Raw genomic sequence first — 25,698 nt, forward strand, 5'->3', positions numbered from 1 at the left:
CCTTGCTGGACGTGGCGAAGGTGGTCCCCGTAGCTGGGGTTGGCGCGCTCGGAGCCGACCCGGTCCCGTTCGGCTCGGCGCTCGCGCGCATCGGCGCGGTCGCCGGGGAGGGGGGAGCCTGGCGGCGGCCTTCCCCACCGGGACGGCCCTGGGGAAGGCCGGGCTGCTGACGGTCACCGACCGCCGGGTCGCCTTCGTCGAGGCGGGCCCGGACCTCCGCAAGCCCGGCCGCCTGCTCTGGGCCGCGCCCCGGGCCCGGGTGGCACGGGCCGAGCGCCGGCCGAGGACGCAGGCGATGGCGCGCTTCCGGCTCCACTTCGCGGACGGTTCGTCCGTGGCGATGATGACCATGCGCCGGCGCACGATCGAGTCGCTGGCTGTCCACCTGGGCCGGTGACGGGCGCTCAGGCCCCGGCGTCCGCCCGGTGCAGCAGGTAGGCGCCGGAGGCGGCGGCCAGCAGGGCCATGCAGGCGGCGAAGACCAGGCCGGCATGGGCCAGGCCGAGCGGCCCGGTGAGCAGGCCGACGCCGATGACGGGGACCGAGATGCCGAAGTAGGCGACGACGAACAGCGCCGAGAGCGCGCCGCCGCGGTGCTCGGCGGGGCTCGCGGCGGCGACCTCGCCCACCGCGCCGCGCAGCCCCATGCCCTGGCCGGCGCCGCCCACCAGCGCGGCGAGCACCAGCAGGGCCAGGACGGCCCACGCGAGCGAGCCCGCCAGCAGCGCCAGCCCGGCGATCAGCACCAGGCAGCCCAGCGGGATGGCCCGCGCGGTGCCCAGGCGGGGGACGAGGAGCTGGCCGAGCGTGGAGGCGAGGAAGGCCGCGAAGACGACGAGTCCGACGACGGCCCGGTCGTGGACGTCCAGCGCCTCGGCGAGGAAGGCGGGGCTGACCGACGTGAACACCCCCAGCAGGGAGAACCCGGCGAACGCCGCGAGCCCGGCCGGGACGAACACCCGCCGGACCTCCGGCGTCAGCTCGGCCCGCTGGGGCCGGGCGGTGCGCAGCGGCCGGGTGCCGGCGACGGTCTCCGGCAGCGTCAGCACGAGGGCGAACGAAGCGGCGAGCAGCACCAGGTGCACCACGAACGGCAGCACCAGGGGCCGGGGCGCGTACTGCGACAGCAGCCCCGACAGCAGGGGGCCGCAGCCGAGCCCGCCCATGTTGGCGGCGGTCGCGGCGAAGCCCGCGCGTCCCCGGTGCCGCGCCGGGGCGAGCTCCAGCACGTACGCGGTGGCCGTGCCGGTGAACAGGCCCGCCGACAGCCCCGACAGCAGCCGCCCGAGGCAGAGCAGCGCCACGCTGTCCGCGGCCAGGAACACGACGGCGCTGCAGGCCGCGAAGCCCAGCCCGCACAGCAGGACGGGCCGGCGCCCTACGGTGTCCGAGACGTTGCCGACCAGCAGCAGGACGCCGATGACACCGAAGGCGTAGACGGCGAACACGACCGTCACCGTCAGCTCCGAGAAGCCGATCCGCTCCCGGTACAGCCCGTACAGGGGCGTGGGCAGGGTGGTCCCGGCCATGGCCACGGCGAACGCGAAAGCGGCCGGCAGGTAGCCCGCCCGGGCGGCAGCAGGCCGGACGGCCCGATGATCGGTCACCACGCCACGATAGGCACGCCACCCGGCCCGGCCCCCGGCCGGCGGCTCCGCGCTGCGCCGACCGGCCGTACGCCGCGCCGCGGCCGCCCGCGGTTGATCATGGCTGCGGCGGGGCCTACGCTGGCCCGGTGAACGCAGCCGTACCGCAGCAACTCACCATCCGTCCCGGCGAGTTCGTCGTCGAGCAGCACGGCCCCGGCGCCCCGGTGCCCGGCGGCGACTGGCTCGCCCTGGTCCGCGCCCCCGAGGGCCTGACCGTCGTCCGGCCCGCCGCCGCCGCCGCCGACGCCGACGCTGGGGCCGAGGCCGAGGCCGAGGCCGAGGGCGAGGGCGAGGGCGCGGAGCGCTGGGCCGCGTTCTACGGCGGGCAGACCGCCCACGGGCTCGACGTGCCCGGGATGCTGGCGGCGCTGCTGACCCCGCTGGCGGCGGCCGGGATCCCGGTCTTCACCGCCTCCACCTTCCACGCCGACCTCGTCCTGGTCCCCGCAGCCCGCCTCGCCGCCGCGACGGCCGCCCTGCGCGCGGCCGGGCACGCCGTCGGCTGACCGCCGTCTCGGTCGGCCGTCGCGCGCTCGCCGACGACCGCACCCCGGCCCCGTCCGCGAGTTGTGTGATCACCGCGTCCTCCACGGGGCGTGCGCCCGTACGCTTGTCCGGACAGCGACAGGGGACGTCACCGGGGGGTGCAGCGCTGGTGGAAAATCGCGGGGCAGGGGCAGGGGCAGGGGCAGGGGCGCCGGATCCGGGCCGGGCGGAGGACCTCGCCGAACTCATCGGCCTGCTCGGCGAGTTGCGGGCCTGGGCCGGACAGCCGTCCTACCGGTTGCTGGCCGGCCGGGTGGGGCCGCTGCTGCGGCCCGCGCGGACGGTCTCGGCGACCACGGTCGTCGACGCCTTCAAAGCCGGGCGCCGCCGCCTCGACCTCGACCTGCTGGTGGGCATCGTCCGCGCCCTGGGCGTCGACGAGGCCGGCACGGAACGCTGGCGGGCGGCCTGCATCAGGGTGCACGCCGGGGCCAAGACCGGCGGCACCGCCGGGGTCTTCCGCCAACTGCCCGCCGACCTCGCCACGTTCACCGGGCGCGGACGCGAACTCGCCGCCCTGCTCGCGGCGGCCGGCCCCGGCGGCAACGCCGCGACGACCGTCGTGATCTCGGCGATCGAGGGCATGGCCGGGGTCGGCAAGACCCAACTGGCCGTCCACGCCGCCCACGAGCTGGTCCGCGCCGGCCGCTACCGGGACATGCAGCTCTACGTCAACCTGCGCGGATTCGACCCCGAACTGCCCCCGGCCGATCCGGCGGCCGTCCTGGACGCCTTCCTGCGCCACCTGGAGGTGCCCGCCCAGCGCATCCCCGACGGCCTCGACGCCCGCGCGGCCATGTTCCGCGACCGCCTCGACGGCCGGGCCGCGCTGATCGTCCTGGACAACGCCGCCGACGAGGACCAGGTCCGCCCGCTCATCCCGGCCTGCCCGTCCAGCCTGGTCGTCGTCACCAGCCGCCGCAGCCTGCTCGGCCTCGACGGCGCCACCGCGACCCGGCTCGACGTGTTCGACCCCGCCGAGGCCCTCGCCCTGTTCGCCCGCATCGCCGGACCCGAACGCACCGCGGCCGAACCCGAAGCGGCCGCCGCGATCGTCGCCGCCTGCGGCCACCTGCCCCTCGCGGTCTCGCTCACCGCCGCCCGCCTGCGCTCGCGCCCCACCTGGACCCTCGCCTACCTGCTGAGCAAACTGCACACCCACGGCGTCGACTCCGTCGCCACCTCACGACAATCACTGCGCGGCGTCTTCGACCTCTCCTACGAGGGCCTGCCCCCGGCCGCGCAGCGCCTGTTCCGCCTCCTACCGCTCAACCCCGGCCAGGACTTCACCCCCGGGGCCGCGGCGGCCCTGGCCGGCCTCGACGAACCCGGAACCGAACTGCTGCTGGAACGGCTCCAGGACGAACACCTGCTCCAGCAGAAGACCCCCGGACGCTACGCCCTGCACGACCTCCTCCACGCCTACGCCGCCGGATGCGCCCGCCCGGACCGGGACGAGGAACGCGCCGCCACCGGCCGCGTCCTCGCGTGGTACCTGGCCGGCGCCGACACCGCCGCCGACCGGATCGTGCCCTCCCGCTACGCCCTGGCGCCGGATCCCGCCCTCGCCGCCGCCTCGCCCCCGGCCTTCGAGGGCAGCGCCGACGCCATGGCCTGGTGCGACGCCGAGCACGCCAACCTGCTGGCCGCCGCCGAGAAGGCCGCCGCACTCGCCGAAAAGGCCGCCGCACCGCCGGTCGCCGGGGTGCCGGGCGGCGGCGACCTCGCCTGGCGCCTGGCGACCGCGCTGTCGACCTACCTGCACCTGCGCTGCCAGTGGCGGGAGCACGAGCACATCCACGAACTGGCACTGGAGGCCGCCCTCGCCACCGGCCACCTGGCCGGCGAGGCCTGGGTGCGCAACAACCTGGGCATCTGCCTGGCCGCCCTCGGCCGGCCCGACCACGCCGCCGCCCACCTCACCCGCGCCCTCCAGGTGCGGCGCGTCCTCGGCGACGTGAGCGGCGAGGCGGCCACCCTGAGCAACCTCGCCCGCGCCGCCGCCGAGGCGGGCGACCTGGAGGCCGGCCTCGGCCACGCCCTCCAGGGCCTCGACGCCGCCACCCGCGCCGGCGACCGCAAACGGGAGGCCGCGGTCCTCAACAGCATCGCGATCTGCCTGTGGGAGCTCGGCCGGCCCGAGGAGTCGCTCGCCTACCTGCTGCGGAAACTGGCCATGCACCGCGAGGACGAGGACCCCAACGGCCTGGGCCTGGCCCTGCACAACATCGCCGAGGTGCACGAGGCCCTCCACCAGTACGACCGGGCCGCCGGCGTGCTCCAGGAAGCCCTCGACACCGCCCTCGCCGCGGGCGACGTCCACGCCGAGGCCGGAGCCCTCTTCGGCCTCGCCCGCTGCCTGCACGCCACCGGCCGCTCCCGCACCGCCCGCGCACACCTCCAGCGGGCACTCGCCGTCTTCGAGGACCTCGACGCCCCCGAAACCGCCCGCGCCCGCGACCTGCTCGCCACCCTCGACGCCTCCGGACCGCACGCCTGAGCCGGGCGGGCGCCCAGCAGGATCTTGCGGGGTGTTGGCATGTCTGCTTCTGGCGGCAGGGGAACGGATTCCGAAGGATGTGCCGTGTCGCCCCAGCGGATCGCATCGATTCCGATCGGGAATCAGATCCGTTCTTCCCGGGGGGATTCCGCACATCGAGAAACATCGAGAAAGGAGACGGCAACGCGAACCGAACCCGTCTTGGTCGCGGACTCGAACTCCGACTACTCGTGGATCGCCACCGAGGGCGGGGTCGGCCGGTCGACGTACGGGACCATCTGGCAGCGGGGCGGCGACGCCGCGTCCTGGCACCCGTGGACCACGCGCTGACCGACCCTCGGCCACCCTGCCGCAGGATCCGGCGGCATGTGACGCGGCCGTTCTCCGCGCTTCGGGACGTCGGGAAACGAAGCCCGGGGGAACGGCCGCCGTCCGTCGGCGATCGGGGCGGTGGCCGTTCAGCGGCCGACGGTCACGCGGGAGACGATCGGCTGGTGGTCGGAGGGGATCTCGGCCAGGGGGTCGCCGCCCTTGCGGAGCCCGTCGTAGCCGACGATCCGCTCGTCGGAGAAGGAGGGCTGGGTGCCCGTCCCCTTGATGTAGCCGATGTAGTCCAGCCGGTTGCGGTACTTGGCGTAGCCGTTGTCCTTGTCGTCGCGCAGCCCGGCGCGCGGGTTGTCGACCATGTCGTAGGTGTAGCCGGTGGTGCCCGGCGTCGCGAGGACCCCGCCGAGCGCCTCGTTCGCCTTCGCGACCTCACCGCTGACGCCCGTCCCGGGCGCGTGACCGTTCTTCGGGTCCGTGGTGTAGTACTCGACGTTGAAGTCGCCCGCGACCACGACGGGTGCGCCCCCGGCCTTGTCCGAGGCCCAGGCCCGCAGCTCCTTGAGCTGTTCGAGACGGACCTTGCGCGTGTTCCCGACCGGGCTGCTCCCCTCCTCGTCGGCCTGGAGGTGGGTCCCCGCGACCCACACCGACTGCCCGTTCACCGACAGGCGCGCGAGCGCCGCGCCCTTGTTGGACTTGTAGTCGGAGGTCTTGGAGTCGGAGTTCCGGTACACGAGCTGGTGGGACTCCAGGATCGGGTACTTGCTGAGGAGCGTCACGCCTCCGTTGACCACGAACGGCGAGTTGCTGCAATTCCCCTCGTAACTCGTCCACCGGCCGGAGCCGCTGCAGTATTCGCCGACCAGGCTCGTCTGGTACGGGTAGACCTCCTTCAGCTCCATGGCGCGCATCGCCTGGGCGTACTTGTTGAACGCCTCGTCCAGCACGACGACGTCGGCGTTCTCCCGCTTGATGACCACGGCGGCGGCCTCGCGCCGCTCCGCGCGGCGGTCGCTGCCCGGGGTGCCGGCGAGCTCGGTGATGGAGGGCAGCTGCTCCACGTTGAACGCCATGACGCTCAGGGACGGGGCTGCGCTCTCCGCGGCCGCCGCCGTGCCCACGGCCGCCGGGGACAGCAGCGCCGCCGTCCCGGTGACCACGAGGGCCGCGCGGGGGAGACGGGGGAGGCGGGGAAGGTCGAGGGCCACGTGCTTCTCCAATTCGGTTCGGATCCGGTGTACTTGGTGGTCCCGCCGGTGACATCCGGGGCGGGAGCCGGACACTGCGAGAATCCCAGCGCCCCGCCCGCGAGCACATCCGGGAAATGCCGCAGTGTTCTTGCGGATTTCCCGCAGTGTGCAGGTTCCGCCCCGCCATGAGTTCGTGGCGCAACCTTCCGGCAACCGTTCGCGGGAATGGTTGACAGTGGTTGCCGCGTATCGGAGGGTGGAAGGCGTTCCGTCCCTGCACAAAGGAGCCGGTATTCCCATGCGATGTCCACGAAAAGCCGGTTGATGACCGTCCCCGCGACCGCCCCCGTGAACACCCCCGCGACCTCCCCCGTGACCGTCGTCCTGGTCGACGACCACCTGACCGTGCGAGCCGGCACCCGGGCGCTCCTGGAACCCGAGGGATTCGTCGTGGTCGGGGAGGCCGCGGCCGGACCCGAGGCGATCGACCTCGTGCGGACGCGCCGGCCCGACCTCCTCGTCCTGGACATGGTGCTGGCGTCCGGCCCGGTGCAGTCGGCCATTCCCGAACTGCGCGCGGCCGCCCCGAGGACGGGGATCCTCGTGCACAGCATGTACGAGGACGCGGCGCTCGTGCGCGGGGCCCTGGCCGCGGGGGCGTCGGGCTACCTGTCGAAGAGCACGTCCGTCCCCGAACTGCTCCTGGCCGCACGCACGGTGGCCGCCGGCGGCAGGTACGTCCAGCCCCCGCTCGGGGCGGACACGGCACATGCCCCGGTGTCCCCGCGGGCGTTGAGCCCGCGCGAGGGGCAGGTGCTGGCGCTGCTGGCCGACGGCCACACCAACCGCGAGGTCGCCGCACACCTGACGCTGAGCGTGCGCACCGTGGAGAGCCTGCGGGCCGCGCTGCGCAACCGGCTCGGCCTGGTCACCCGGGCCGACCTCGTCGCCCACGCCCGGCGCAGCGGCCTGCTCGACGGGCCGCCGGGGTCCCACGGGTCCCCTGGGGCCCGTGGGTAGCGGCCCCCGCGGGCGCCCGGCGATCCACCGGCCGCACGTCCTCGGCCCCGTGCGCAACCTGTGCCTGGCGCTGGCGCTCCTCGGTGCGGTCGCCTACGCGGCGGACGCCCTCACGCAGGAACCGCTGCCCGTGCGGCCCGTCGCCGCCCTCGCCGTCGCCTCGGCCACCGGCGCCCTGGCGGTCATGGTCCGCGCGCTGCCGAAGGTCCGCGTGCTGCTGACCATGGTGGCCTGCGGGTTCGCCGCCCTGGCCGCCGGCCGGCTGTTCCACGCCGAGGCGGCGTACCCGGCGCTGGTCCTCCTGCCGGCGGCGGCGGTGTACGCGGTACGGGCCTGGCCCGAGGCGAGGACGCTGCTCGGCCAGGGCCGGGCCCGGGCCCTGATCGGCCGGCAGGAGCACTACGCGGGGCTCATCGCCGGGGAGCTCCACGACGAGGTGCTCCAGCTCCTGGCCCTCACCCGCCGCCAGCTCGACGCGGCCCTCGCCGAGGAGGACCCGCAGGCGCTGCGGCGCTCCGCCCGGACGGCCGTGGGCCGGCTCGACGAACTGGCCGCCGTGCTCCGCAGCATCGTCGCCACCCTCCACCCGGTGGCCCTGCGCGGACTGGGCCTGGCCGAGACGGTCCGCTCGCTGGCCGCGCGGGTGGCGGCCGAGAACGGCCTGATCGTGGACGTCGACGTCCAGGGCGAGCGGCTCGGGGCGGCGCCGGCGGCGGACGAGGGGGCGTGCCTGGCCGCCTACCGCGTCGTGCAGGAGGCCCTCGGCAACGTGGTCAAGCACGCGGACGCGGAACGGGTGCGGGTGTCCCTGGCGTACCGTCACCATCACGTCGTGCTGTCCGTCACCGACGACGGGCGCGGCCTCGCGCACACCTCCCCGACGCCCGGACCGGGGTACGGGGTGGAGGGGATGCGCTGGCGGTGCGAGGCGTACGGCGGGACGTTCTCCCTCACCTCCGACGGCGCCGGGTGCGGCACCACCGTGCGGGCCGCCATCCCGCTCCCGGGGGAACGCCGCGGCGCGTGAGCGCCCGCCGTCCCCCCGTCCTGCCGTCCCCCCGTCCTGCCGTCCCCCCGTCCTGCCGTCCTGCCGTCAGGAGACGACGTCGGCCGGGCACAGCTGGCTGCCCGGCCGCCCGCGCAGGGCGGCGTCCACGCAGCCGCCCGGCAGGCCGTCGTGGGCCGTGGTGCCGAAGTTGGCGGTGACGGTCAGCGTGCCGTCGCCGAAGACGGTCCGCTGCACCAGGTGGTCCTCGGTCAGCCAGCGGAAGGAGGTCAGCGGCTCGGTGCCGGCCGCCTGGTGCAGCGGGGCGAAGTACTGCTGCAGGGCGGCCAGTTCGCGCAGGTTCTGCGCGTCGCGCGGGTCCTTGTCGCTGAGCACGAAGTTGAGCGGGGTGTTGGAGAGCACGGCCAGCAGCGCGCGCGTGGTCTTCTGCTCCGGCAGCTTCCCGAAGGGCAGCTCCCACCGTTCGGCGTTGACCAGCGAACCGTGCAGCGCCGTCTCGTACAGCGGCACCCGGTAGCGCGGGTCGTACATCGCCTTGAGGGCGGCGGCCACCCGGGCCTGGTGCTCGGGCTTGAAGTCCGCGGTGCGCACCGGCTTGAAGAAGGTGGCGGCGGCCCCTTCGGGCATGTAGCCGCCCCAGGCGGCGTCGTCCTTGGGGTCCTGCGGCCGGTTGTCGAAGTGCCCGGTCTCCATGGCCCACAGCCGTCCGTCCACCGGGGTCGCCGCGCCGTGGTCGAAGGCCAGCACCTGGTTGGCCCAGGAGCCGGCCGATTCCGAGCCGAGCACCAGCGGCCGCGCGGCGGTGTCGTAGGAGCCGTCCGTCAGGCGCCGCATCCGGGCGAGGCGGTTGGCGCGGTCCTCGGCCATGGTCATCGCGTGGCCGGGGTCGTGGTCCTGGAAGAGCTCGCCCGCCGCGTCCACGTCCAGGAAGTAGCTGCCGGCTCCGTTGGCGACCAGCGAGCGGGTGCGGGCGGCGAGGTAGTGGTGCTGCGGCTCGGCCTGCTCGAAGGCCTGGGAGCTCAGGTAGCAGCCCTTGTTGCGGAAGCCGGGCTGCGGCGTCCCGTCGGCCCTGACGACGCAGAAGCGGGGGTAGACGTCGTCCGGCCACACGGTGTTGGGGGAGGAGTCCTCGGTCTTCTGCTGGCCGTCGGCGAAGGAGTCGTACGGGCCGGCGAGGTAGCCGTCGGCCTCGGCGGCCCTGACGTCGGCGCCGGTCATCGGGGCGTCGTCCGAGTCGTAGCCGAGCCAGAGCCGGGAGACGCCGAGCGCCTTGAGCTTGTCGAGGTAGGCGGGCCGGCGGGCGCCGCCCCAGGCGTAGGCGTGGAAGGCGCCGAGCAGCTTCGCGGTCTGCGGGTTCTTCCGGATCTTCTCGGCCAGGCTGCCGAGTTGCCCGTGCTCGGCGAGCCAGTCGCGGTAGTCCGCGGCCGGGGCCACCGGGGAGCCGTCGGTGAGGGAGAGGGCCACGGTGTACGCACCGGTGCCGTTCCCGGCGGCGAACCCGTGCTCGGCGGTGGCCCGCAGCCGCCCGTCCTGGGAGGCGAACGTCAGCGACGTGCCGATGTCGGTGGGGACGATGTAGCCGGCGCCGGCCCGGCCGGTGCGCAGCGTGTAGCCCCACACGGGCATGGACAGCTGGGAGTCCAGCTCCTGCGCCTCGCCGACGAGCGCGCCGTCGGGGGAGTTCCAGAACGGGTCGTCGACGGGCACGGACAGCCCCTCGCCGCGCGGGAACTGGATCGCGCCGGCGGCCGGATCGGCGGCGGTCACCGGCCAGCGCACCGACGTGTCGGCGCCGGTGGCGGTGAGGGTGACCAGCAACCGGCCGTGGTCGGCGCGCACGTCGGCCCGCAGGCCCGCCTCCGGGTACGACCAGCCGGCGCCGTCCGCCGTCCTGGCCGGGGCACTCGCCCGGCCCAGCCCGGAGGCGGCGGCAGCGGAGAGCAGGACCACCCGCCCGTCGCCGGTGCGGGCCTCGGTCCGCAGGGTGGCGGTGTCGATGGTGGCCGTGCCGCCGCGGACGGGCACGTCGACGCGCCCGCCGTGGATCCGCACCCGCTGGGCGGAGCCGTCGGTGACGGCGCTCGCCGCGGTTCCGGAGAGCAGCGCGGTGGCCACCGCCAGGACGAGGACGGAACGCGGGACGTGGCGGCGGGCGGGGCGCGCGAGGGGTGACGCATGAGTGCCTGTGTGCATGACACAGTGATACGGAGTTTTCCTAAGAGGTCTTTAAGAACCGCTGCCACTGGGGCCGCTGACGAACCACCACCGCTATGACGCCGGGATGTTCAGCGAGGGCGCTGCGGAAGTACTTCTTCATGTCGTCGAACGTCGACGGGTTGCCGCTCCACCCGTGGACGAAGACGACCGGCCGGTGCCCGTCCGCGCGGGCGGCGGCCTGCGCCGGCGGGGGCTGGACCTGGGACAGGACCGCGGCGACCGCGCCCACGGCCACGATCGGGGCGAGGCGGCGTCGCACGGGACGGTGTCGCACGGGGTGGCGCCGCACCGGGCGGCCGGGCGGTGGGAACGTGCGGGAACGGGCCGGTGACATGGGAACGTCCTCTCCTGGGGCCTGGCCCCGTCTTCCGACTGTCGGTTCTCGGTTCTCGGCTTTCGAGTTTCGGTTTTGCGAGAACCGTCGAACCGATCGTCATCGGCGGACGAACGCGGGGCATCGGTGGAAACCCGCACGATTCCTGCGGCTTTCCCGCAGCCGATCGTGCTGCCCGGAACGGTGGCGGGTTCTTGCGGCCCGGCGGCATTTCTGCGCCTGGCTGCCTCCGGCGCGGCGGTGAAAACATGACGTCCACTCGGGAATTCGCCCTGCACCCAGCCGGAGAGCCGTGATGAATCGCTGTGCCAACGGAAACCCGGCACCCACGGGCCGGCCCGGACCGCGGTGGTCCGTCCAGGCCTGGAGCCTGGTGGGACTCGGCTACCTGGCCGCCTTCGGCGCCGCCACGGTGGCGGCCGTCTACACCCTGGCCGGGCGGGCGGACCGGCTTCCCGGCTGGTTCGTCGACGTCTACGACGGATTGGTCTACGCCGGGGTCCTCGTGGCGGCGGTCGCCTTCCTCGTCGGCCGTCGACGGCTCGGGCTGAGCCGGTCCGAGCTGGGGCTTCCGCCCAGGAAGGAGGCGTTCTCCGCCGGCTCCCTGGGGGCCGTGGCCGCGGCGTACCTGGTGATGCGGACCGCCTTCGCCGTCCTCGCCCTCTTCCCGCAGCCGGAATCCGCGAAGGCCTCGGAGGTCCTGAACACCGGCATGAGCACGGGCAGGATCCTGCTCTGGTCCGCGACGGCCGGAGTCGTGGAGGAAGCCCTGCTGCTCGCCCTCCCGGTCGCCGTCATGACCCGCATGCGGTGGCCGTGGCCGGCCCAGCTGGCGGTCCTGGTCGCCCTGCGGTTGCCCTTCCACCTGTACTACGGCGTCCAGTTCCTGGCCCAGGCCGTGATCTGGGCGGGAGGCCTCCTGTTCGTCTACCGCCGGTACAGGGTCCTCTGGCCGTTCGCGCTGGCGCACTTCCTCTACGACACGATCAGCCAGTCCCTGTACGGGAGGGCGAACCCGCTCCTGGGAGCCGCGCTGCTGGTCCTCGGCGGGTTCTCGATGGTGTGCGTGGCCAGAGGCCGGTTCGGACGGACGACGTGAAGGCCGCCGCGCAGGAGCCGTCCCGGTGAAGCGGCCCGGAGGCGGGCGCACCCGCCGCCGGGGCCGTGACGGTGGATCAGCCGCCGCCGTGCACTCCGGGGCCGTCGGCGGGTCCGGCCGCCTTGCGAGGGGGCACGGCCAGACGGCACCAGACGTGCTGGTGGCCGTCGTGGAGCCGGGCCGCCCCGCACTCCAGGCTGAGGGCGGCGACGATGCCGAGGCCGCGCCCCCGCTCCCGCAGCCCCTCGCCGGGGAGCCGGCACCGGCCCGCGTGGAAGGGGTGGTCCCGGCCGAGGTCGTAGACGCCGACGATCAGGCTGCCCGGAGCGCGGGGCTCCGAAGGGAAGACGTCGAGGCACAGCGCGTCCAGGCGCCCGCCGTGTTCGGCGGAGTTGGCGGCCAGTTCCGCCACGACGAGCCCGGCACACGCGATGACCTCGCCGTCGCAGTCGTGGGCCGCGAGCCACGCGCACGCGAGGCGCCGGGCGTCGCGCGAGGGGGTGGTGCCGAAGGCGTGCCGGCCCCACGTGACGGCGTGTCGGCGCCGTGTCTCCCAGGAGCTCCAGGACATGGGATCCATTCCCTTCCCTTGACGGACGATCGGGACAACGCCAGTCTTTTCGACCGCACCCGATTCATCCAGGGGCAGATCTGCCAGGCGCCGGAAACATGCCGCCGGAAACATGGTGTGGATTCCCGGAGAGGCGGGATTTCGCGGACCGGTGTCGTCAACGGTCCTGGCAGACGCGGGAGATGCCCTGAAAGGATGGCCCTGGCCGGGAAAGGAAATTCGAAAAGAGACGCACGGGGTTTCCGGGCGGGAAGTCACCGGCCGCCACGGCGCCGGTCGCCGTCCGCGGCGGGGGAAGGGTAGGGCCCCGGTGCCGCCGGGCGGTCGGCGAAGGCCGCCCGGTAGTCCTTCGGGGTGACGCCCACGATCTTCCGGAAGTGGTGCCTGAGCAGGGCGCCGTCGCCCATGCCGGTCTCGTGGGCGATCTCCTCGATGTCCAGGGAGGTCTCCTCCAGCAGGTGCCGGGCGTGCAGGACCCGCTGCAGGGTCAGCCACTTGTGCGGGGTGGTGCCGATCTCCGTGCTGAAGCGGCGGGCGAGGGTCCGGGGCGACATGCGGGCCCGCTGCGCCAGTTCCGCCACGCTGTGCCGGGCGCCGAGGTTCTCCCGCATCCAGCCGAGCAGGGGCTGGAGACTGGCGCCCGGGTCCTCGGGGACCGGCAGGTCGACGAACTGGCGCTGCCCGCCCTCCCGGTGGGGCGCCACCACCATCTTGCGGGCGATCGCGTTGGCCGCGGCGGAGCCGAGTTCCCGGCGCACCAGGTGGAGGCAGGCGTCGATGCCGGCGGCCGTGCCCGCGCTGGTCAGGACGGTGCCGTCGTCGACGAACAGGACGTCGCCGTCGACCCGCGCCAGGGGGAAGCGGCGCGCGAAGGCGTCGACGTAGCTCCAGTGGGTGGTGCAGCGACGGTGGTCGAGGAGACCCGCGGCACCCAGCACGAACGCCCCGCTGCACACCGAGAGCAGGGTCGCACCGCGCCGGTGCGCGGCGCGCAGCGCATCCAGGACGGCCGGCGGGTAGTCCTCGCGGATCGTGGCGGCGGGCACCGCCACCAGATCGGCGTCCCGCAGCGCCTCCAGGCCGTGCGACGGGATGACCCGGAACCCCGCACCGGTGGACAGCGGCGCGCCGGCGTTCTCGCCGCACACCCGGAAGTCGAACGGCGGCACGCCGTCCGGGGAGCGGTCGACGCCGAAGACCTCGCAGAGCACGCCGAACTCGAACGGGGCCACTCCGTCGACGAGCACGACGGCGACGGTGGTCAGCACGGCACCGGCCCGCCGCCACGGGAGCGGGGCCCGCGCGCCGGCGGGTGCCGGCGGCGGGCCCGCGCGGGTGCCGTGCTACGCCGCACGGTGGTAGAGCTTGGCCGCGACGGTCCACCGCTCGCCCACCTTGAGCAGGTTCAGGTAGTCCTCCATGGTGTTCCCGAACAGGCGCAGCCGGACCTTGACCAGGGCCATCTCGGGCGACAGGACGTCGATGAGGAGGATCTCGTCGTGCCGCGGCGCACCGGCCTCGGCGGGCGACTGCCGCCCCTCCATGACCGCCCGGTACGCGGCGCGCGGGCGCACGACGACCTCGCCGTCCTGTGCCGAGTACAGGACCGAGTCCGGGTGGAAGACCCGTTCGAACAGGTCCATGTCCTGGGTGTAGAGGAGGTCGAAGTAGTCCTTCAGCAGGCCTTCGATCCCCGAGCTGTCAAACCTCGCCCTGAAGTCGTTCACGGTTTCCCTTTCGTCGAGGACCGGCCGCACGGAGCGCGCCAGGGGTCCACCGGGCGACGTACACGAAGAGTCTTCGCCTTCCCGGCCTCCTCCACCAGGGACGACAGCACCGTTCGCCCACAAGATCCTGCCAACCCGGACGAGCCGTGCGGCCCGCCACCGCACACCGGGGGTCCGCCGCCGCACCGCACGTCGGGGGCACCGCACACCGGGGGCCCGCCGCCGTCCGGCAGCGGGCCCCACGCGCGCGGGTGCCTTCACGCCGCCTTGGGCGCGACGATGTCCGCCTCGGCGGCGGCGCGCTTCACGGCCTCGCAGCCCTTCTGCGCACCCTGCCTGGTCGGGTAGGACTCGCCGACCGCGACGATCTCCCCGTTCCCCGCCTTGAGCCGGAACCTCCACTGGTGGGCCTTGTCCTCGTAGACCTCGAAGTGTGCGGCCATGCCGTCCTCCTGCCGGTGCTCGGGGCACTGCTCCTTCCAGCCTGCGAGCAGGCCGCCCGTTCGGCATCCCGGCTACGGACGGTGTGGCCGGCGGGTGCCCGGGTGGCGGTATTTTGCGGGGGGAAGCGGCGTTCTCGTGACTCAGCGCCACCAGGGGTCGAAGAAGGCGTGGTGGAGTTCCGTTCCGTTGACGAAGCCGGCGGGCGGCTCGGCGAAGTCTCGGCGATTCCGCCGTGGCCGGAGGCACTCGTGTTCCCCGCCCGGGGCCGTGTTCACCGCTCGGCGCGGCTGGCGCTCAGCAGTGCGGAGGCCGCGTTCGCGTGGGTGCGCAGCAGGTCGACGGTGCGGCGGGTGCCGTCCGGGAGGAAGGGCAGGACGGTGAGGGCGGGCACGGTGGCGAGCACCGTGATCACGAGCGCGGGGGAGAGGAGGGCGACCAGCAGCACCCGCTGCAGGTTGCCGATGCCGCGGGGGCTGAGGGGCAGGAAGGCCATGGCGAGTCTCCGCTCGTTGTTCGCGCCGGGGTGGTCCCGGCGGGACCAAGCTGGCACGTGCGCGGGTTCGCCGGGGTTGTTCGCCGCTCCGTCCCAGGTCAGGCCCGAACAACCCGGGTTGTTCGGCGGCAAGGGCGATAATGGCGGCAAGGCCGGGCGGCAACAGGCGAGTTGGGGGAGCGGGTGGCGGCGCAGGGCAACCGGGGCGGGCGGCCCCTGGGGGAGGTCCGGGCCGACACGCGCGAGGCGCAGGAGCTGGCCGAGTTCCTGCGTCACCTCCTGGAGAAGGCCGGGACGTCGCTGACCGGCCTCGCGGGGGTGGTCGGCTTGGCGCCGAGCACGGTCAGCACGTACCTGAGCGGCAAGGTGCCCGAGGAGGAGTTCGTCCTCAAGGTGGTGGCCGCCACGACCCGCGACGCGCACGACCGGATCCGGGCCCTGCGCCTGCTGAAGGCGGCCCGCGACCCCGTGTCCCGCCACACGCCGGCCCGCCGCGCGGGTGCCGGCGCGGACCCGGACGAGCACCGCTCCCACCTGGAGAGCCTCCACCAGCGGCTGATCCGCGCCGAGGACCAGCGCGAGGACCTCCAGCGGACGCTGGACAACACCACCAGGCTCGTCATGCTCCTGCTGGGCATCCTCCAGGCGCTCCAGCAGCGGGTGGGCGAACTGACGGTCGAACGCGACGCGCTGCTCGGCCACCGCGAGGAGATCGCGCGGCTGCTCGCGGCCCAGGAACAACTCGCGCGGGCCCAGGCCCAGGAGCGCCGGACCGTCGGCGAACTGGTGCGGACGGAGGCCCTGCGCAGCGAGACGGAACGGCTGCTGCCCCAAGTGCTCGACCAGGTCGTCCGGTTGACCGAGCAGGTCGCGCTGCTGCAGGGCGGTGCGGCCGGGCCGGCACACCCGCTGCCGGCCCGGCAGGGCCCCGCGGACGCTGCGGACCCCGCCGCGCTCGACATCGACCGGGCGCTGACGCGCGCGGGCGAGGTGTACGCGCAGGACGAGCGGACCGTCCGCCGCATCTCCGGCGAACTGGCCCACCCGGGCGACCCGTTGCCCGCGCTCGCCCCCGGCGGCCCGGGGAACGCCGGCCCGGGGGGCGCCGACGGGCGCATCGTCACCTTCTACTCCTACGAGGACGGCATCGGCCGCCCCGAGGCGCTGGCGAACTGCGCCTGGATCCTGGCCGCCAACGGCCACCGGGTGCTCGTGGCGGACCTCGGGTTCGAGGCGCCGAGCCTGGAGCGCCACTTCGGGCGCCTCCTGGCGCCGTCGGCGCCGGAGGGCGCCCGGGGCGTGCTCAGCCTGCTCCTCGACTTCCGCGACGAGCAGGCGCGCACGAGCGGCAGGCCCGGCCGGGAGTGGCTGGGCCGCAGCGTGCGCGGGGCCGTCCGCACCGTCGACCGCTCCGGGTTCGCCGCCGGCGGCCTGCTCGACGTGCTGCTCGTGGGCCGCAGGGAGCGCCAGGTCACCGAACTGACGCGCGGCACCCAGGCGTTCGCCGACGAGGGGTACTTCGGCGACCTGCGGGAGGAGCTGCGCCGGCAGTACGACTACGTGCTGGTCGACGGCTGCACCGGCTTGTCCACCATGGCCGACATCTGCACCGAGCAGCTGCCGGACGACCTGGTCGTCTGCTTCACCCTGAGCGGGCGCAGCATCGACGACGCGTCGCGGATCGCGCTGCGGATCGCCGGACGCCAGGGGGAGCGGGCCGTGCGGATCCTCCCGGTGGCGACGATGGTCGACGGCTCCCACGAGGGTGTCACCGAGATGGGCCGGGCCCTGGCCGCGGCGCGCTTCGCGGGCCTGCCCGCCACGGAGCCGGTGGAGACGGTCGAGATCCCGTACCGGCCGCTCCACGACGACGGGCGGCCGCTCGCCGCCGCCGCACCGCACCCGGGCGCCCCCGCCGGCCTGCTCGCGGCCTACGAGCGCCTGACCGCCGCCGTCACCGGAGGCCGGGTCACCGGGCTCCCGCGCCCGGCTTCGCCGGCGCAGCCGCACCACCGGCCGGTCCCCGCCGAGCCGGTCGACGTCCACCTCAGCTTCGTGCCCGAGGACCGGATGTGGGCGGAGTGGATCGCCCACGTGCTGGAGGCGGCGGGCTTCCGGGTCCTGCCGCGCGACGCCGGGCCGGGGATGGCGCGCCCGGTGGAGACGGTCGTGGTGGTCGTGCTCTCCCCGGCCTACCTGCGTTCGGACGCGGTGGGGGAGGCGTGGGAGTGGGCCGTCGTCGAGCACGCCTTCGGGGCCCGGCGCCGGCTGGTGCAGGTGCGGGTGGTCCCGGTGCCGCCGTCCGAGCGGCTCAACCGGTTCGACCTGGTGGACCTGGCCGACGCCGACGAGCCGCAGGCGGCGGCCCGGCTGCTCTCCGCCCTCGGCCGCCAGGAGCTCCCGGCCCCGGACACGGCGGGCGCGCCGCGCTTTCCCGGCCGCCGTCCGAAGATCTGGAACGTGCCGCCGCGCAACCGCCACTTCACCGGCCGCGCGGAGGAGTTGGGGCTCCTGCGCGAGCGCCTGCAACAGGGCGCCGTCACGGTGGTGGGGCCGGCGCCCCGCGCCCGGGACCGGTTCGGCGGGGTGGGCGCGACGCAGCTCGCACTGGAGTACGCGCACCGTTTCAGGGCCGACTACGACCTGGTCTGGTGGATCGACGCCGGCCAGTCGCAGGAGGTCCTGCCGCGGCTGGCGGAGCTGGCCGGGGTGCTGGGCCTGGCGGACGGCGCGGAGCTGCCGCGCGCCGCCGGCCTGGCGCTGGTGGAGCTGCAGTACGGGAGCGCCGGGACGGACGGGCGGTGGCTCGTGGTCCTCGACGACGCGCAGGACCCGGGCGAGGTCGTCCACCTCGTCCCCGGCGGCGGCGCGGGCCACGTCCTGGTCACCTCGCGCGACCCGCGCTGGGCCCGGGCGGTCACCCCGGGCGCCGTGGCACCGACCGCCGCGGTGACCCTGGACGCGCTCACCCGCGCCACCGGCACGGACCACCTGATGCGCCGCACGGAGGGCGCCCTCGCCCGCGCCGACGCCGAGGCGGTGGCCGCGGCCGTGGACGACCTGCCGCTCGCGGTGGACCTGGCCGGCGCCTGGCTCAAGGCCACCGGCACCCCGGCCGCCGACTACCTGGCCGCCCTGCGCGAACAGACGGCCCGGCTGCGGGAAGCCGGCGGCGGCCCGGCGGACCCGCTGCCCGTCGTGCGCGCCCACTGGCGGGTGGCCGCCGCCTACCTGCGGCCGCACGCCGCCTCGGCGGTCGAGCTGATGCGGCTGTGCGCCCACCTCGGCCCCGGACCGATCGCCGCCCACCTCGTCCCCCGCCGCCTGGCCTGGGTCCTCCCCTCGGTCGTGCGGTACGGCCTGGTCACCGCGGACGCGGCGGACGCCATCCGGGTGCACCGGATGGTCGGGGAGGCCGTCCGCGCCGAGATGACGGGGGAGGAGCGGGACACCGCCCGGTACGCGGTCCACCGCCTGCTCGTCGAGGCCCGCCTGGCCGTCGGAAGCGCCGAGAACCCGGCCAACTGGCCCTTCTACGAGACGATCTGGCCGCACCTGGCGCCCTCCCGCGCCCACGAGTCCCGGGACACGGACGTCCGTGTCCTGATGCTCGACCGCATCCGCTACCTCCGCCGCCGCGGCGCCGGCCACCAGGCCCAGCGCATCGCCGACCAGCTGGGCTGAGGCCCGTCAGCCGCCGTTGCCCAGACCGCGGTCGGGGGCGCTCATGTCGCCCGTCCGGGGGATCCCGTCGGCGATCCCGTAGCGCAGGAACACCGTGCCCGTGGGGCCGGCCACCGGCGGTTCGAGGAGCGTGACGTTGGTGGGCACCGCACCGGTGTCGAACACCTTCTTGCCGACGCCGAGCACGATCGGGTGCACCCACAGGTCGAGCCGGTCGAACAGCTTCTCCCGCAGGAGGGTCTGCACCAGGTCCAGGCTCCCGACGACCTTCACGTGCTCGTGCCGCTCGCGGATCCCGCGCACCGCGGCGACCAGGTCCGGGCCGAGCTGCGTGGAGCCGGCCCACGGGAGGTCGGGCTCGCCGCGGGAGGCCACGTACTTCGGCACGCTGTTGAGAAGAGCCCGGCGAACGGGCCGCCCTCCTGCTTCGGCCAGTACGCGGCGAAGATGTCGTAGGTGCGCCGCCCGAGCAGGAGGGCGTCCGTGCCCTCGTACGCGGCGGCGATCTGCGCGCCGGTGGTCTCGTTCAGCAGGGGCGCCTGCCAGCCGCCGAACGGGAACCCCTCGGGGTCCTCGTCGGGCCCGCCGGGCGCCTGCGCGACGAGGTCGAGGGTCGTGAACAGCTCGATGTGGATGAGGCCCATTGCCTTGCTCCCGATGAGTCGGTCGTGCCGGTCGGTCCGGTCGGGATGCAGACCCGCGGCCGCCGGGAAACTCATCGCTCCGACGGCAACCGGTACTCCGCGTCGCGGATCGCTCACGCCATGCAATCATGCGCCGGCCGCGGGCGGACGACTGTGCGGATCGGCACCGCGCGGAGCCCCCGACTGTGCGCTCGCGCACCGGACGCCCCCGGCGGCCGACCTAGATTCGACGGCGGTCCGCGGTGCAGGGCGCGGGCCGGCTGACGCAACGTCCGGCTGGAGGGGATTCGATGCTCAAGGTACGCGCACTGGCACTGGCGGCGGTCGCCGCGGGATCGCTCGCGCTCGGGACGGCCACCGCCGCACCGGCGTCGGCGACCACGACCGACGTCTGCCAGGAGTGGTGGGACGGCAACACCTACGGCGCCATGTGCCCCCGCTCCGACAGCCACATCGTCTTCCGGGCGATGGCGGTCTGTCAGAACGGCGAGAACGTGTACGGTCCCTGGAAGCCGACCGGCAGCGGCCTGTGGAGCTACGCCTACTGCACCAGCGTGAACTCCTCGCTCCTGGACTACTACCCCCAGTTCAAGTAGGCCCCGCGGCCGGGGCGCACGGGGCTGCCGGGACTCCCGCGACGGGACCCCCGGCAGCCCCGCCGGCGTCTCCGGGCCGCCCGCCGCTCAGCTCGCCGGGCGGTCCAGGACGGCCCCGACGATCCGTACGAGCCGTTCGCCCGCGTGCTCGACGCTCCGGTTCTGGGCGCTCACCTGGGCCCCTTCGAGGGCGAAGGTGATCTCCGCGGCAGCCCCGTCCGGGTCGGGCAGCCCGGCCCGGACACACAGGTCGGCGAGGCGGCGCAGCTGGCGGGCCTTGTGGGCCTCGATCAGCCGGCGCGCGGGGTGGGCGCGGTCGGGCAGTTCCGCGATGGAGTTGATGAACGGGCAGCCCCGGTGGGAGATCCCGGGGAGCCCGTCGGCGATGAATCGGGCGATCCCGAGGATCTGCGCCCGGGGGTCGTCGGGGTGGGCGGTCTCCAGCCGGTCGAACGCGGCGGTGTAGTCGGCCGCGACGATCCGCAGCCATTCCTCGACCAGCGCGTCCTTGGTCGCGAAGTGGCGGTACAGCGCCATCTTGGTGGTCTCGGCCCGGTCGGCGATCGCCTGGACGCCGACCGCCCTGATCCCCTCGCGCGAGAAGAGCTCCTCCGCCGCGTCGAGGATCCGTTCCCGGGGCGGCAGCTTGGCCACCCGGCTCCGCCTGCTGACTCTCGCCGTGTCCGCCGTGTCCGCCATGTCACCCTCCGCCGGTCCGCCCGATGGGGCGTCGAGCCGCCTGGCCGCAATGCTACGGTACCGATCAGTCCCACGCGATACCGATCGGTATCGTGCGAGACCTTTCGGTATCGTTTTCCCTGGACGGATCTGGACGGACGAAGAAGATGAAGCTCTCCGAGTACGCGGACCACGACGGCGTCGCCCTGGCCGCCCTGGTGGCCCGCGGCGACGTGACCGCCGCCGAACTCGCCGCGACCGCCCGACTGGCGTGCGAGGCGGTGAATCCGCGGATCAACGCCGTCGTCGAGACCTGGCCCGCCGAGGACGCGCCGGCACCGGGCAGCACGCCGCTGGCGGGGGTGCCCTTCCTGGTCAAGGACCTCGCCGTCGCGATGGCGGGCAAGCGGGTGGAACTGGGCAGCCGTCTCGCCGCCGGCAACGTCGCCGCGGCCGACTCCTCGCTCATGGCCCGCTTCCGCCGAGCCGGACTGGTGACGCTCGGGCGCACGGCGACCCCGGAGTTCGCCTACAGCACCACCACGGAAGGCGTCCTGTACGGCGCCACCCGCAACCCCTGGGACCCGGACCGCAGCCCCGGAGGCTCCAGCGGCGGCTCGGCGGCCGCCGTCGCCGCGGGCATCGTCCCCCTCGCGCACGCCACCGACGCGGCCGGCTCCATCCGCGTCCCCGCCGCCGCCAACGGCCTGTTCGGGCTGAAGCCCACCCGCGGCCGGATCTCCATGGGCCCCGACGCGGACGAGGTCTTCAACGGGCTCGCCGTCCACGGCGCCCTCAGCCGCTCGGTCCGCGACAGCGCCGCCCTGCTCGACCTCGTCCACGGCCCCGAGGCCGGCGACCCCTACACGGCCCCGCGCCCCGAGCGGTCCTACGCACAGGAGGTCACCCGCTCCCCGGGCAGCCTCAGGATCGGCCTCCTCACGCAGCCCTGGGGCGGCCGCGCGGTCGATGGCACCATCATCGACGCCACCCTGCGCTCCGCACGGCTCGCCGAGTCCCTGGGCCACCGGGTGGAGGAGGTCCGGGTCGATCTCGGCACCGGCTGGGAGGAGTTCGTCCTGGCCAACGCCCGCCTGTGGAGCGCCAACCTGGCGACCTGGATCGACGGCCTCGCCGCGGCCTCGGGCCGGCCCGTCGACCCCACCACCGTCGAACCCGAGATGCTCGCGAGCTACGCCTACGGGCGGGAGGTCGGCGGCACCGAGTTCGTCCACGCGCTCGCGATGCGCAACACCGTCGCCCGCGCGATCGGCCGCTACTTCGCCGAGTACGACCTGCTGCTCACCCCGACCCTGCCCGAACTGCCCGTCCCCCTGGGCACGTACGCCGAGGGCGCGGAGGGCGCCGACGGCCCCGGCTGGCTCCGGCAGGTCTTCCACCGCTCGCCCTTCACCGCCGTGTTCAACGTCGCCGGCACCCCCGCCATGTCCGTGCCCCTGCAGACCGACCCCGCCACCGGCCTGCCCATCGGCATCCAGTTCGCGGCGGGCCACGGGCGCGAGGACGTCCTCTTCCGCCTCGCCGGACAGCTCGAACAGGCCGCCCCCTGGGCCGGCCGGACCCCCGCCGTCTGGGCGGGCGACCACCACGGGGCCTGACCCACCGGCCCGCCCCGCCACGACGGGGATACCCGCGTGACGGCCGCATGATCATCGGCGATACTCGTCGCCGGACGATCGGGGGCACGAACCATCGTGCACGCGTCCGGCGGCGTCGGCTACCTCTGGGGCGGCACCCTGTACACCGCCGCCTCCGACTTCAGGACCACCGGTCAGGGTGCCCACGACAACGAGGTCGACCCGAAGCTTCAAGGCCCGTCACCGGTCCGTCATGTCGGTGGACATTCCGCAGGGCCGTGACCTGAACATCGTCCGTGTGCACCGCCGCTGGGGCATGGTGCAGATCCCGAAGGTCGGCCGGGTCCGGTTCCGCTGGACCAAGCCGTGCTGCGGCCCCCGGCCGGTCCCGGGGCGGGTCAGCCGTGGTTCCAGGTCACCTCGAAGGCGCTGCCGCCGCTGAGGGGCGAGGTCGTGGCCAGGACGGTGTGGTCGTGGTCGGCCATGGTGATGTTCTCGGGGCCGAAGTCGCCGATCGGCTTGCCGTTGGCCTTGGCGCCGGTGAAGGCGACGGTGCCGAAGTCGGTCAGCGGCAGCGGCCCGGACAGGGTGGACGGCGCCTCGGCGATCACCTCCGCCGAGGCGAGCTTCGCGCTGGCCAGGGTCTTGTGCTGGACGTGGCTCCAGTGCTGGGTCTCGTCGGTGATCGTCAGGGTGAACCTCCCGGTGGCGGTCGCGGTGACGCTCGCCGCGAAGTGGTCGCCGGGCTCGACCTTGTCCTTGTACATCACCGGGTACGCCGGGTACATCTCGAACCAGGCGTAGTACTGCGGCTTGCCGCCCACGCAGTCCGCCGAGCTGCCGTTCTGCTCGACCGAGCGGCTGCCGTCACCGTCCAGGCCCACCCAGAAGCTGGAGTAGGTGTCCTCGGTGGTGCAGTGCGCCTCCGGCTGGACCCAGCTCGCGCTGACGCTGGTGAACTTGGCGCCGGTGGCCGCGTAGCCGGCCCAGTTGGCGCTGGTGCCGTCGGCACGGCCGTCGTGCGGGCCGCCCTGGTGCGCGTCCCCGTCCGGGCGCAGCAGCGGTGCCCGCAGGAGGGCCGGTGCGGCCGGGCCGGCGGGCCGGGCGAGTGCGGGGGTGGTGGCCAGGAGGGTGGCCGCCGCGGCGAGGGCGGCGGTGGCGAGCATGCGGTGGCGGGTTGCGGGCATGGTGCGGTGCTCCCTGGGGACGGGCGGGGGAATCCGGACTGACGGTCAGTCACTCACGGTAGTTCTGCCGGTGCGTCAGGCGGGGTGACGGGTCTCGGAATCCTCGTGGCTTCACCCGTAAGGCCGGACGGCCAAACCGGGGTCCTTGCCGCATTGTCACTGGTATTGGCGCGAACCATCATTCATCCGTGGAAGCCGTTTCGGTCGACCGCGAGCAATCGGCAAAGGACTTGACGGACCATCACTCGTACACAGTATTTTTTGCGACGACAGGATGTGGGCGTTGCCACTCCTTGACCCCGGCCTGCGTCCATCCGTGGTCCGGGGGTGGTGTGGCCCGTCGCCGGTGTTCCGTCGTGCATCCCGGGCCGGCCGTCGGCCGGAATCTTTCCAGAGAATTCTCAATTCACTTGGGGGAAACAGAAGATGACTCGCAGGACGTTATCCTTGCAGCGGATATTCGGTATGGCGGCCGCGGCCGCCTGTGCCGTCGCCGCCTTCTCCGCCCCGGTGGCCGGTGCCGTCACCGGCCCCGCGGCCGCCGACGGTTCCTACGCCTACACCGCCAAACTCACCATCGGCGACAACGCGCGCGCCTGCACCGGCGCCCTCGTCGACCGGTACTGGGTCGTCACCGCCGCGTCGTGCCTCGCGGACGACCCCGGCCGGCCGCAGGGCCTCGCCGCGGGCGTGCCCAAGCGCAAGGTGACCGTGACCGTCGGCGACAAGAGCGCCGACGTCGTCGAACTGGCGCCGCGTCAGGAGCGCGACCTCGTCATGGCCCGCCTGGCCCTCCCGCTGAACGGCATCGCGCCGCTCGCCGTCGCCACCACCGCGCCCGCTCCGGGCGAGAGCCTGCGGGTGCCCGGGTACGGGCGCACCGTGGACGAGTGGGTGCCCGCCAAGCCGCACACCGGCCTGTTCGGCGTCGACGCCGTCCAGCCCACCGGCGTCACCGTCACCGGTCAGGGCGGCGCCGCGATCTGCAAGGGCGACACCGGTGCCCCCGTCGTGCGCGAGACCGGCGGCAAGGCCGAGCTCGTCGCCGTCGCCTCCCGCTCCTGGCAGGGCGGCTGCCTCGGCACCGACCCCGCCGAGACCCGCACCGGCGCGATCGGCACCCGCACCGACGACCTCGCCTCCTGGATCGGCGGTCTGGTCAACCGCGCCTACCAGGTCGTCAATCCGGCCAGCGGCCGCTGTCTCAACGTGTCCGGTGCGGGCCCGTGGACGAACGGCAACCCGATTATCCTGTTCGACTGCGTGCCGGGCGCCGGCAACGAGACGTTCCAGCTGAACGCCTCGGGCCAGCTGTTCAACCCCGCGAGCAACCGCTGTCTCAACGTGTCCGGTGCGGGCCCGTGGGCGAACAGCAATCCGATCGTCCTGTGGGACTGCGTACCGGGCGCCGGCAACGAGACGTTCCAGCTGAACGCCTCGGGCCAGCTGTTCAACCCGGCCAGCAACCGCTGCCTCAACGTCTCCGGCGCGGGCCCGTGGCCCAACAGCACGCCGATGATCCTGTGGGACTGCGTCACCGGCCAGGCCAACGAGACGTTCGTCCTCGCCTCCGCCGACAAGCAGGCCGCCGGTCCGACCGCCGCGCTGCTCAACCCGGTGAGCGGACGCTGTGTCGGCCTCTCGGGCACCAGCGCGACGTGGGGCAACTCCACCCCGATCGTCCTGTCCGACTGCGTGCCGGGCGCGGGCAACGAGCAGTTCCAGCTGACGGCCTCGGGCCAGCTGCTCAACCCGGCGAGCGGGCGCTGCCTCAACGTGGCGGGCGGCGGCCCGACCTGGGACAACAGGACCCCGATCATCCTGTGGGACTGCGTGCCCGGCCAGGGCAACGAGACGTTCCGGATGACGGCCGACGGCCAGTTCCTCAACCCGGCCAGCGGGCGCTGCCTTAACGTGTCGGGTGCCGGCCCGGTCTGGGACAACGGCACGCCGGTCATCCTGTGGGACTGCCTCCCCGGCGCGGGCAACGAGAAGTTCGCGTTCGCCGCGTAAGGCACGGACGGTGGTGGGGGGGGGGGGCCGCCCCCGCGCCCCCCCCCCCCCTCGGCACACCCCCGCCGTGCCCCCGGGCGCCGCCCCCGGGGGCGTCGGGGTGCCGGGCCCACGGCTGCCGGCCGTCTCGTGGTCGGGCCTCGGCATCCTGGCCGCCGGGCTGGCCTTCCTCGCC

Annotated in this window: 21 protein-coding genes and 2 pseudogenes; 11 read left to right on the plus strand and 12 right to left on the minus strand. The window is 74.4% G+C overall.

The annotated features are described in order from the left end of the window. Positions 1-404: 404 nt before the first annotated feature. On the minus strand, positions 405-1,610 hold the full coding sequence (locus ACFVU9_RS23230; protein WP_387596076.1) for an MFS transporter: 1,206 nt from the start codon (positions 1,608-1,610) through the stop codon (positions 405-407). 125 nt (positions 1,611-1,735) lie between these two features. On the opposite strand from ACFVU9_RS23230, the gene ACFVU9_RS23235 reads away from it, so the two are divergent. From ACFVU9_RS23235 to ACFVU9_RS23245, 3 genes are all read left to right on the plus strand, one after another. Next, on the plus strand, positions 1,736-2,155 hold the full coding sequence (locus tag ACFVU9_RS23235) for an ACT domain-containing protein (RefSeq protein WP_387596078.1): 420 nt from the start codon (positions 1,736-1,738) through the stop codon (positions 2,153-2,155). 149 nt (positions 2,156-2,304) lie between these two features. Beyond that, complete coding sequence (locus ACFVU9_RS23240; RefSeq protein ID WP_387596081.1) at positions 2,305-4,695, plus strand: ATP-binding protein; 2,391 nt, start codon at positions 2,305-2,307, stop codon at positions 4,693-4,695. A 201-nt stretch (positions 4,696-4,896) separates the two neighbouring features. Next, positions 4,897-5,025, plus strand: a complete 129-nt coding sequence (locus ACFVU9_RS23245; protein ID WP_387596084.1) for a hypothetical protein — start codon at positions 4,897-4,899, stop codon at positions 5,023-5,025. A gap of 128 nt (positions 5,026-5,153) precedes the next feature. On the opposite strand, the gene ACFVU9_RS23250 is transcribed toward ACFVU9_RS23245, so the two are convergent. Continuing rightward, complete coding sequence (locus tag ACFVU9_RS23250) at positions 5,154-6,230, minus strand: sphingomyelin phosphodiesterase (RefSeq protein ID WP_387596087.1); 1,077 nt, start codon at positions 6,228-6,230, stop codon at positions 5,154-5,156. A 285-nt stretch (positions 6,231-6,515) separates the two neighbouring features. Here ACFVU9_RS23250 and ACFVU9_RS23255 point away from each other — a divergent pair, with 285 nt between their 5' ends. Both ACFVU9_RS23255 and ACFVU9_RS23260 read left to right on the plus strand, forming a co-directional pair. Continuing rightward, complete coding sequence (locus ACFVU9_RS23255; RefSeq protein WP_387596089.1) at positions 6,516-7,232, plus strand: response regulator; 717 nt, start codon at positions 6,516-6,518, stop codon at positions 7,230-7,232. Next, on the plus strand, positions 7,225-8,259 hold the full coding sequence (locus ACFVU9_RS23260; RefSeq protein WP_387596092.1) for a sensor histidine kinase: 1,035 nt from the start codon (positions 7,225-7,227) through the stop codon (positions 8,257-8,259). Before ACFVU9_RS23255 ends, ACFVU9_RS23260 begins: the two co-directional genes overlap by 8 nt. A gap of 66 nt (positions 8,260-8,325) precedes the next feature. Here ACFVU9_RS23260 and ACFVU9_RS23265 read toward each other — a convergent pair whose 3' ends face one another. Both ACFVU9_RS23265 and ACFVU9_RS23270 read right to left on the minus strand, forming a co-directional pair. Beyond that, the gene (locus ACFVU9_RS23265; protein WP_387596095.1) at positions 8,326-10,431 is read right to left on the minus strand and encodes a glycoside hydrolase; all 2,106 of its coding nucleotides are present in this window, start codon (positions 10,429-10,431) and stop codon (positions 8,326-8,328) included. Between the two features lie 22 nt (positions 10,432-10,453). Further along, a complete protein-coding gene (locus ACFVU9_RS23270) occupies positions 10,454-10,684 on the minus strand; it encodes a hypothetical protein (RefSeq protein WP_387596098.1) in 231 nt (76 codons plus the stop codon). A 400-nt stretch (positions 10,685-11,084) separates the two neighbouring features. Between ACFVU9_RS23270 and ACFVU9_RS23275 the strand changes: the two genes are divergently transcribed. Beyond that, positions 11,085-11,888, plus strand: a complete 804-nt coding sequence (locus ACFVU9_RS23275; RefSeq protein ID WP_387596101.1) for a CPBP family intramembrane glutamic endopeptidase — start codon at positions 11,085-11,087, stop codon at positions 11,886-11,888. A gap of 76 nt (positions 11,889-11,964) precedes the next feature. Here ACFVU9_RS23275 and ACFVU9_RS23280 read toward each other — a convergent pair whose 3' ends face one another. The 5 genes from ACFVU9_RS23280 to ACFVU9_RS23300 all read right to left on the minus strand — a co-directional run bounded on the left by ACFVU9_RS23280 (position 11,965) and on the right by ACFVU9_RS23300 (position 15,123). Next, positions 11,965-12,459 carry an ATP-binding protein gene (locus ACFVU9_RS23280; protein WP_387596104.1) on the minus strand — a complete coding sequence of 165 codons (495 nt, stop codon included), beginning with the start codon at positions 12,457-12,459 and terminating at the stop codon, positions 11,965-11,967. 254 nt (positions 12,460-12,713) lie between these two features. After that, a complete protein-coding gene (locus tag ACFVU9_RS23285; protein ID WP_387596106.1) occupies positions 12,714-13,727 on the minus strand; it encodes a GlxA family transcriptional regulator in 1,014 nt (337 codons plus the stop codon). Positions 13,728-13,802: 75 nt separating this feature from the next. Then, a complete protein-coding gene (locus tag ACFVU9_RS23290) occupies positions 13,803-14,186 on the minus strand; it encodes a nuclear transport factor 2 family protein (protein WP_380495954.1) in 384 nt (127 codons plus the stop codon). A 257-nt stretch (positions 14,187-14,443) separates the two neighbouring features. After that, positions 14,444-14,629: a YegP family protein gene (locus ACFVU9_RS23295; RefSeq protein WP_380446848.1), complete on the minus strand. Its 186-nt coding sequence runs from the start codon at positions 14,627-14,629 to the stop codon at positions 14,444-14,446. 272 nt (positions 14,630-14,901) lie between these two features. Continuing rightward, positions 14,902-15,123 (minus strand): dTMP kinase, encoded by a 222-nt coding sequence (locus tag ACFVU9_RS23300; RefSeq protein WP_387596109.1) that lies wholly within the window; start codon positions 15,121-15,123, stop codon positions 14,902-14,904. Between the two features lie 183 nt (positions 15,124-15,306). Here ACFVU9_RS23300 and fxsT point away from each other — a divergent pair, with 183 nt between their 5' ends. Then, entirely contained in the window at positions 15,307-18,807 is a 3,501-nt protein-coding gene (gene fxsT / locus ACFVU9_RS23305; protein ID WP_387596112.1) for an FxSxx-COOH system tetratricopeptide repeat protein, read from the plus strand. 6 nt (positions 18,808-18,813) lie between these two features. On the opposite strand, the pseudogene ACFVU9_RS23310 reads toward fxsT, so the two are convergent. Next, positions 18,814-19,451 (minus strand): annotated as a pseudogene (locus ACFVU9_RS23310) (dihydrofolate reductase family protein). Positions 19,452-19,741: 290 nt separating this feature from the next. Here ACFVU9_RS23310 and ACFVU9_RS23315 point away from each other — a divergent pair. Continuing rightward, on the plus strand, positions 19,742-20,047 hold the full coding sequence (locus ACFVU9_RS23315; protein ID WP_380446844.1) for a hypothetical protein: 306 nt from the start codon (positions 19,742-19,744) through the stop codon (positions 20,045-20,047). 87 nt (positions 20,048-20,134) lie between these two features. On the opposite strand, the gene ACFVU9_RS23320 is transcribed toward ACFVU9_RS23315, so the two are convergent. Further along, complete coding sequence (locus ACFVU9_RS23320) at positions 20,135-20,746, minus strand: TetR/AcrR family transcriptional regulator (RefSeq protein WP_387596115.1); 612 nt, start codon at positions 20,744-20,746, stop codon at positions 20,135-20,137. Between the two features lie 146 nt (positions 20,747-20,892). Between ACFVU9_RS23320 and ACFVU9_RS23325 the strand changes: the two genes are divergently transcribed. Together ACFVU9_RS23325 and ACFVU9_RS23330 are read left to right on the plus strand one after the other, a co-directional pair. Continuing rightward, positions 20,893-22,344, plus strand: a complete 1,452-nt coding sequence (locus ACFVU9_RS23325; RefSeq protein ID WP_387596118.1) for an amidase — start codon at positions 20,893-20,895, stop codon at positions 22,342-22,344. A 205-nt stretch (positions 22,345-22,549) separates the two neighbouring features. Continuing rightward, positions 22,550-22,687, plus strand: a pseudogene (locus ACFVU9_RS23330) (RNA-guided endonuclease TnpB family protein); the annotation flags it as partial. Positions 22,688-22,721: 34 nt separating this feature from the next. Here the strand turns inward: ACFVU9_RS23330 and ACFVU9_RS23335 are convergent. After that, positions 22,722-23,510, minus strand: coding sequence for a G1 family glutamic endopeptidase (locus tag ACFVU9_RS23335; protein WP_387596121.1), 789 nt, complete (start codon positions 23,508-23,510; stop codon positions 22,722-22,724). 465 nt (positions 23,511-23,975) lie between these two features. Here ACFVU9_RS23335 and ACFVU9_RS23340 point away from each other — a divergent pair, with 465 nt between their 5' ends. Next, positions 23,976-25,523 carry a ricin-type beta-trefoil lectin domain protein gene (locus tag ACFVU9_RS23340; RefSeq protein ID WP_387596124.1) on the plus strand — a complete coding sequence of 516 codons (1,548 nt, stop codon included), beginning with the start codon at positions 23,976-23,978 and terminating at the stop codon, positions 25,521-25,523. Positions 25,524-25,698: the final 175 nt, after the last annotated feature.

This window comes from Kitasatospora sp. NPDC057936 (assembly GCF_042887525.1).
Lineage (GTDB): Bacteria > Actinomycetota > Actinomycetes > Streptomycetales > Streptomycetaceae > Kitasatospora.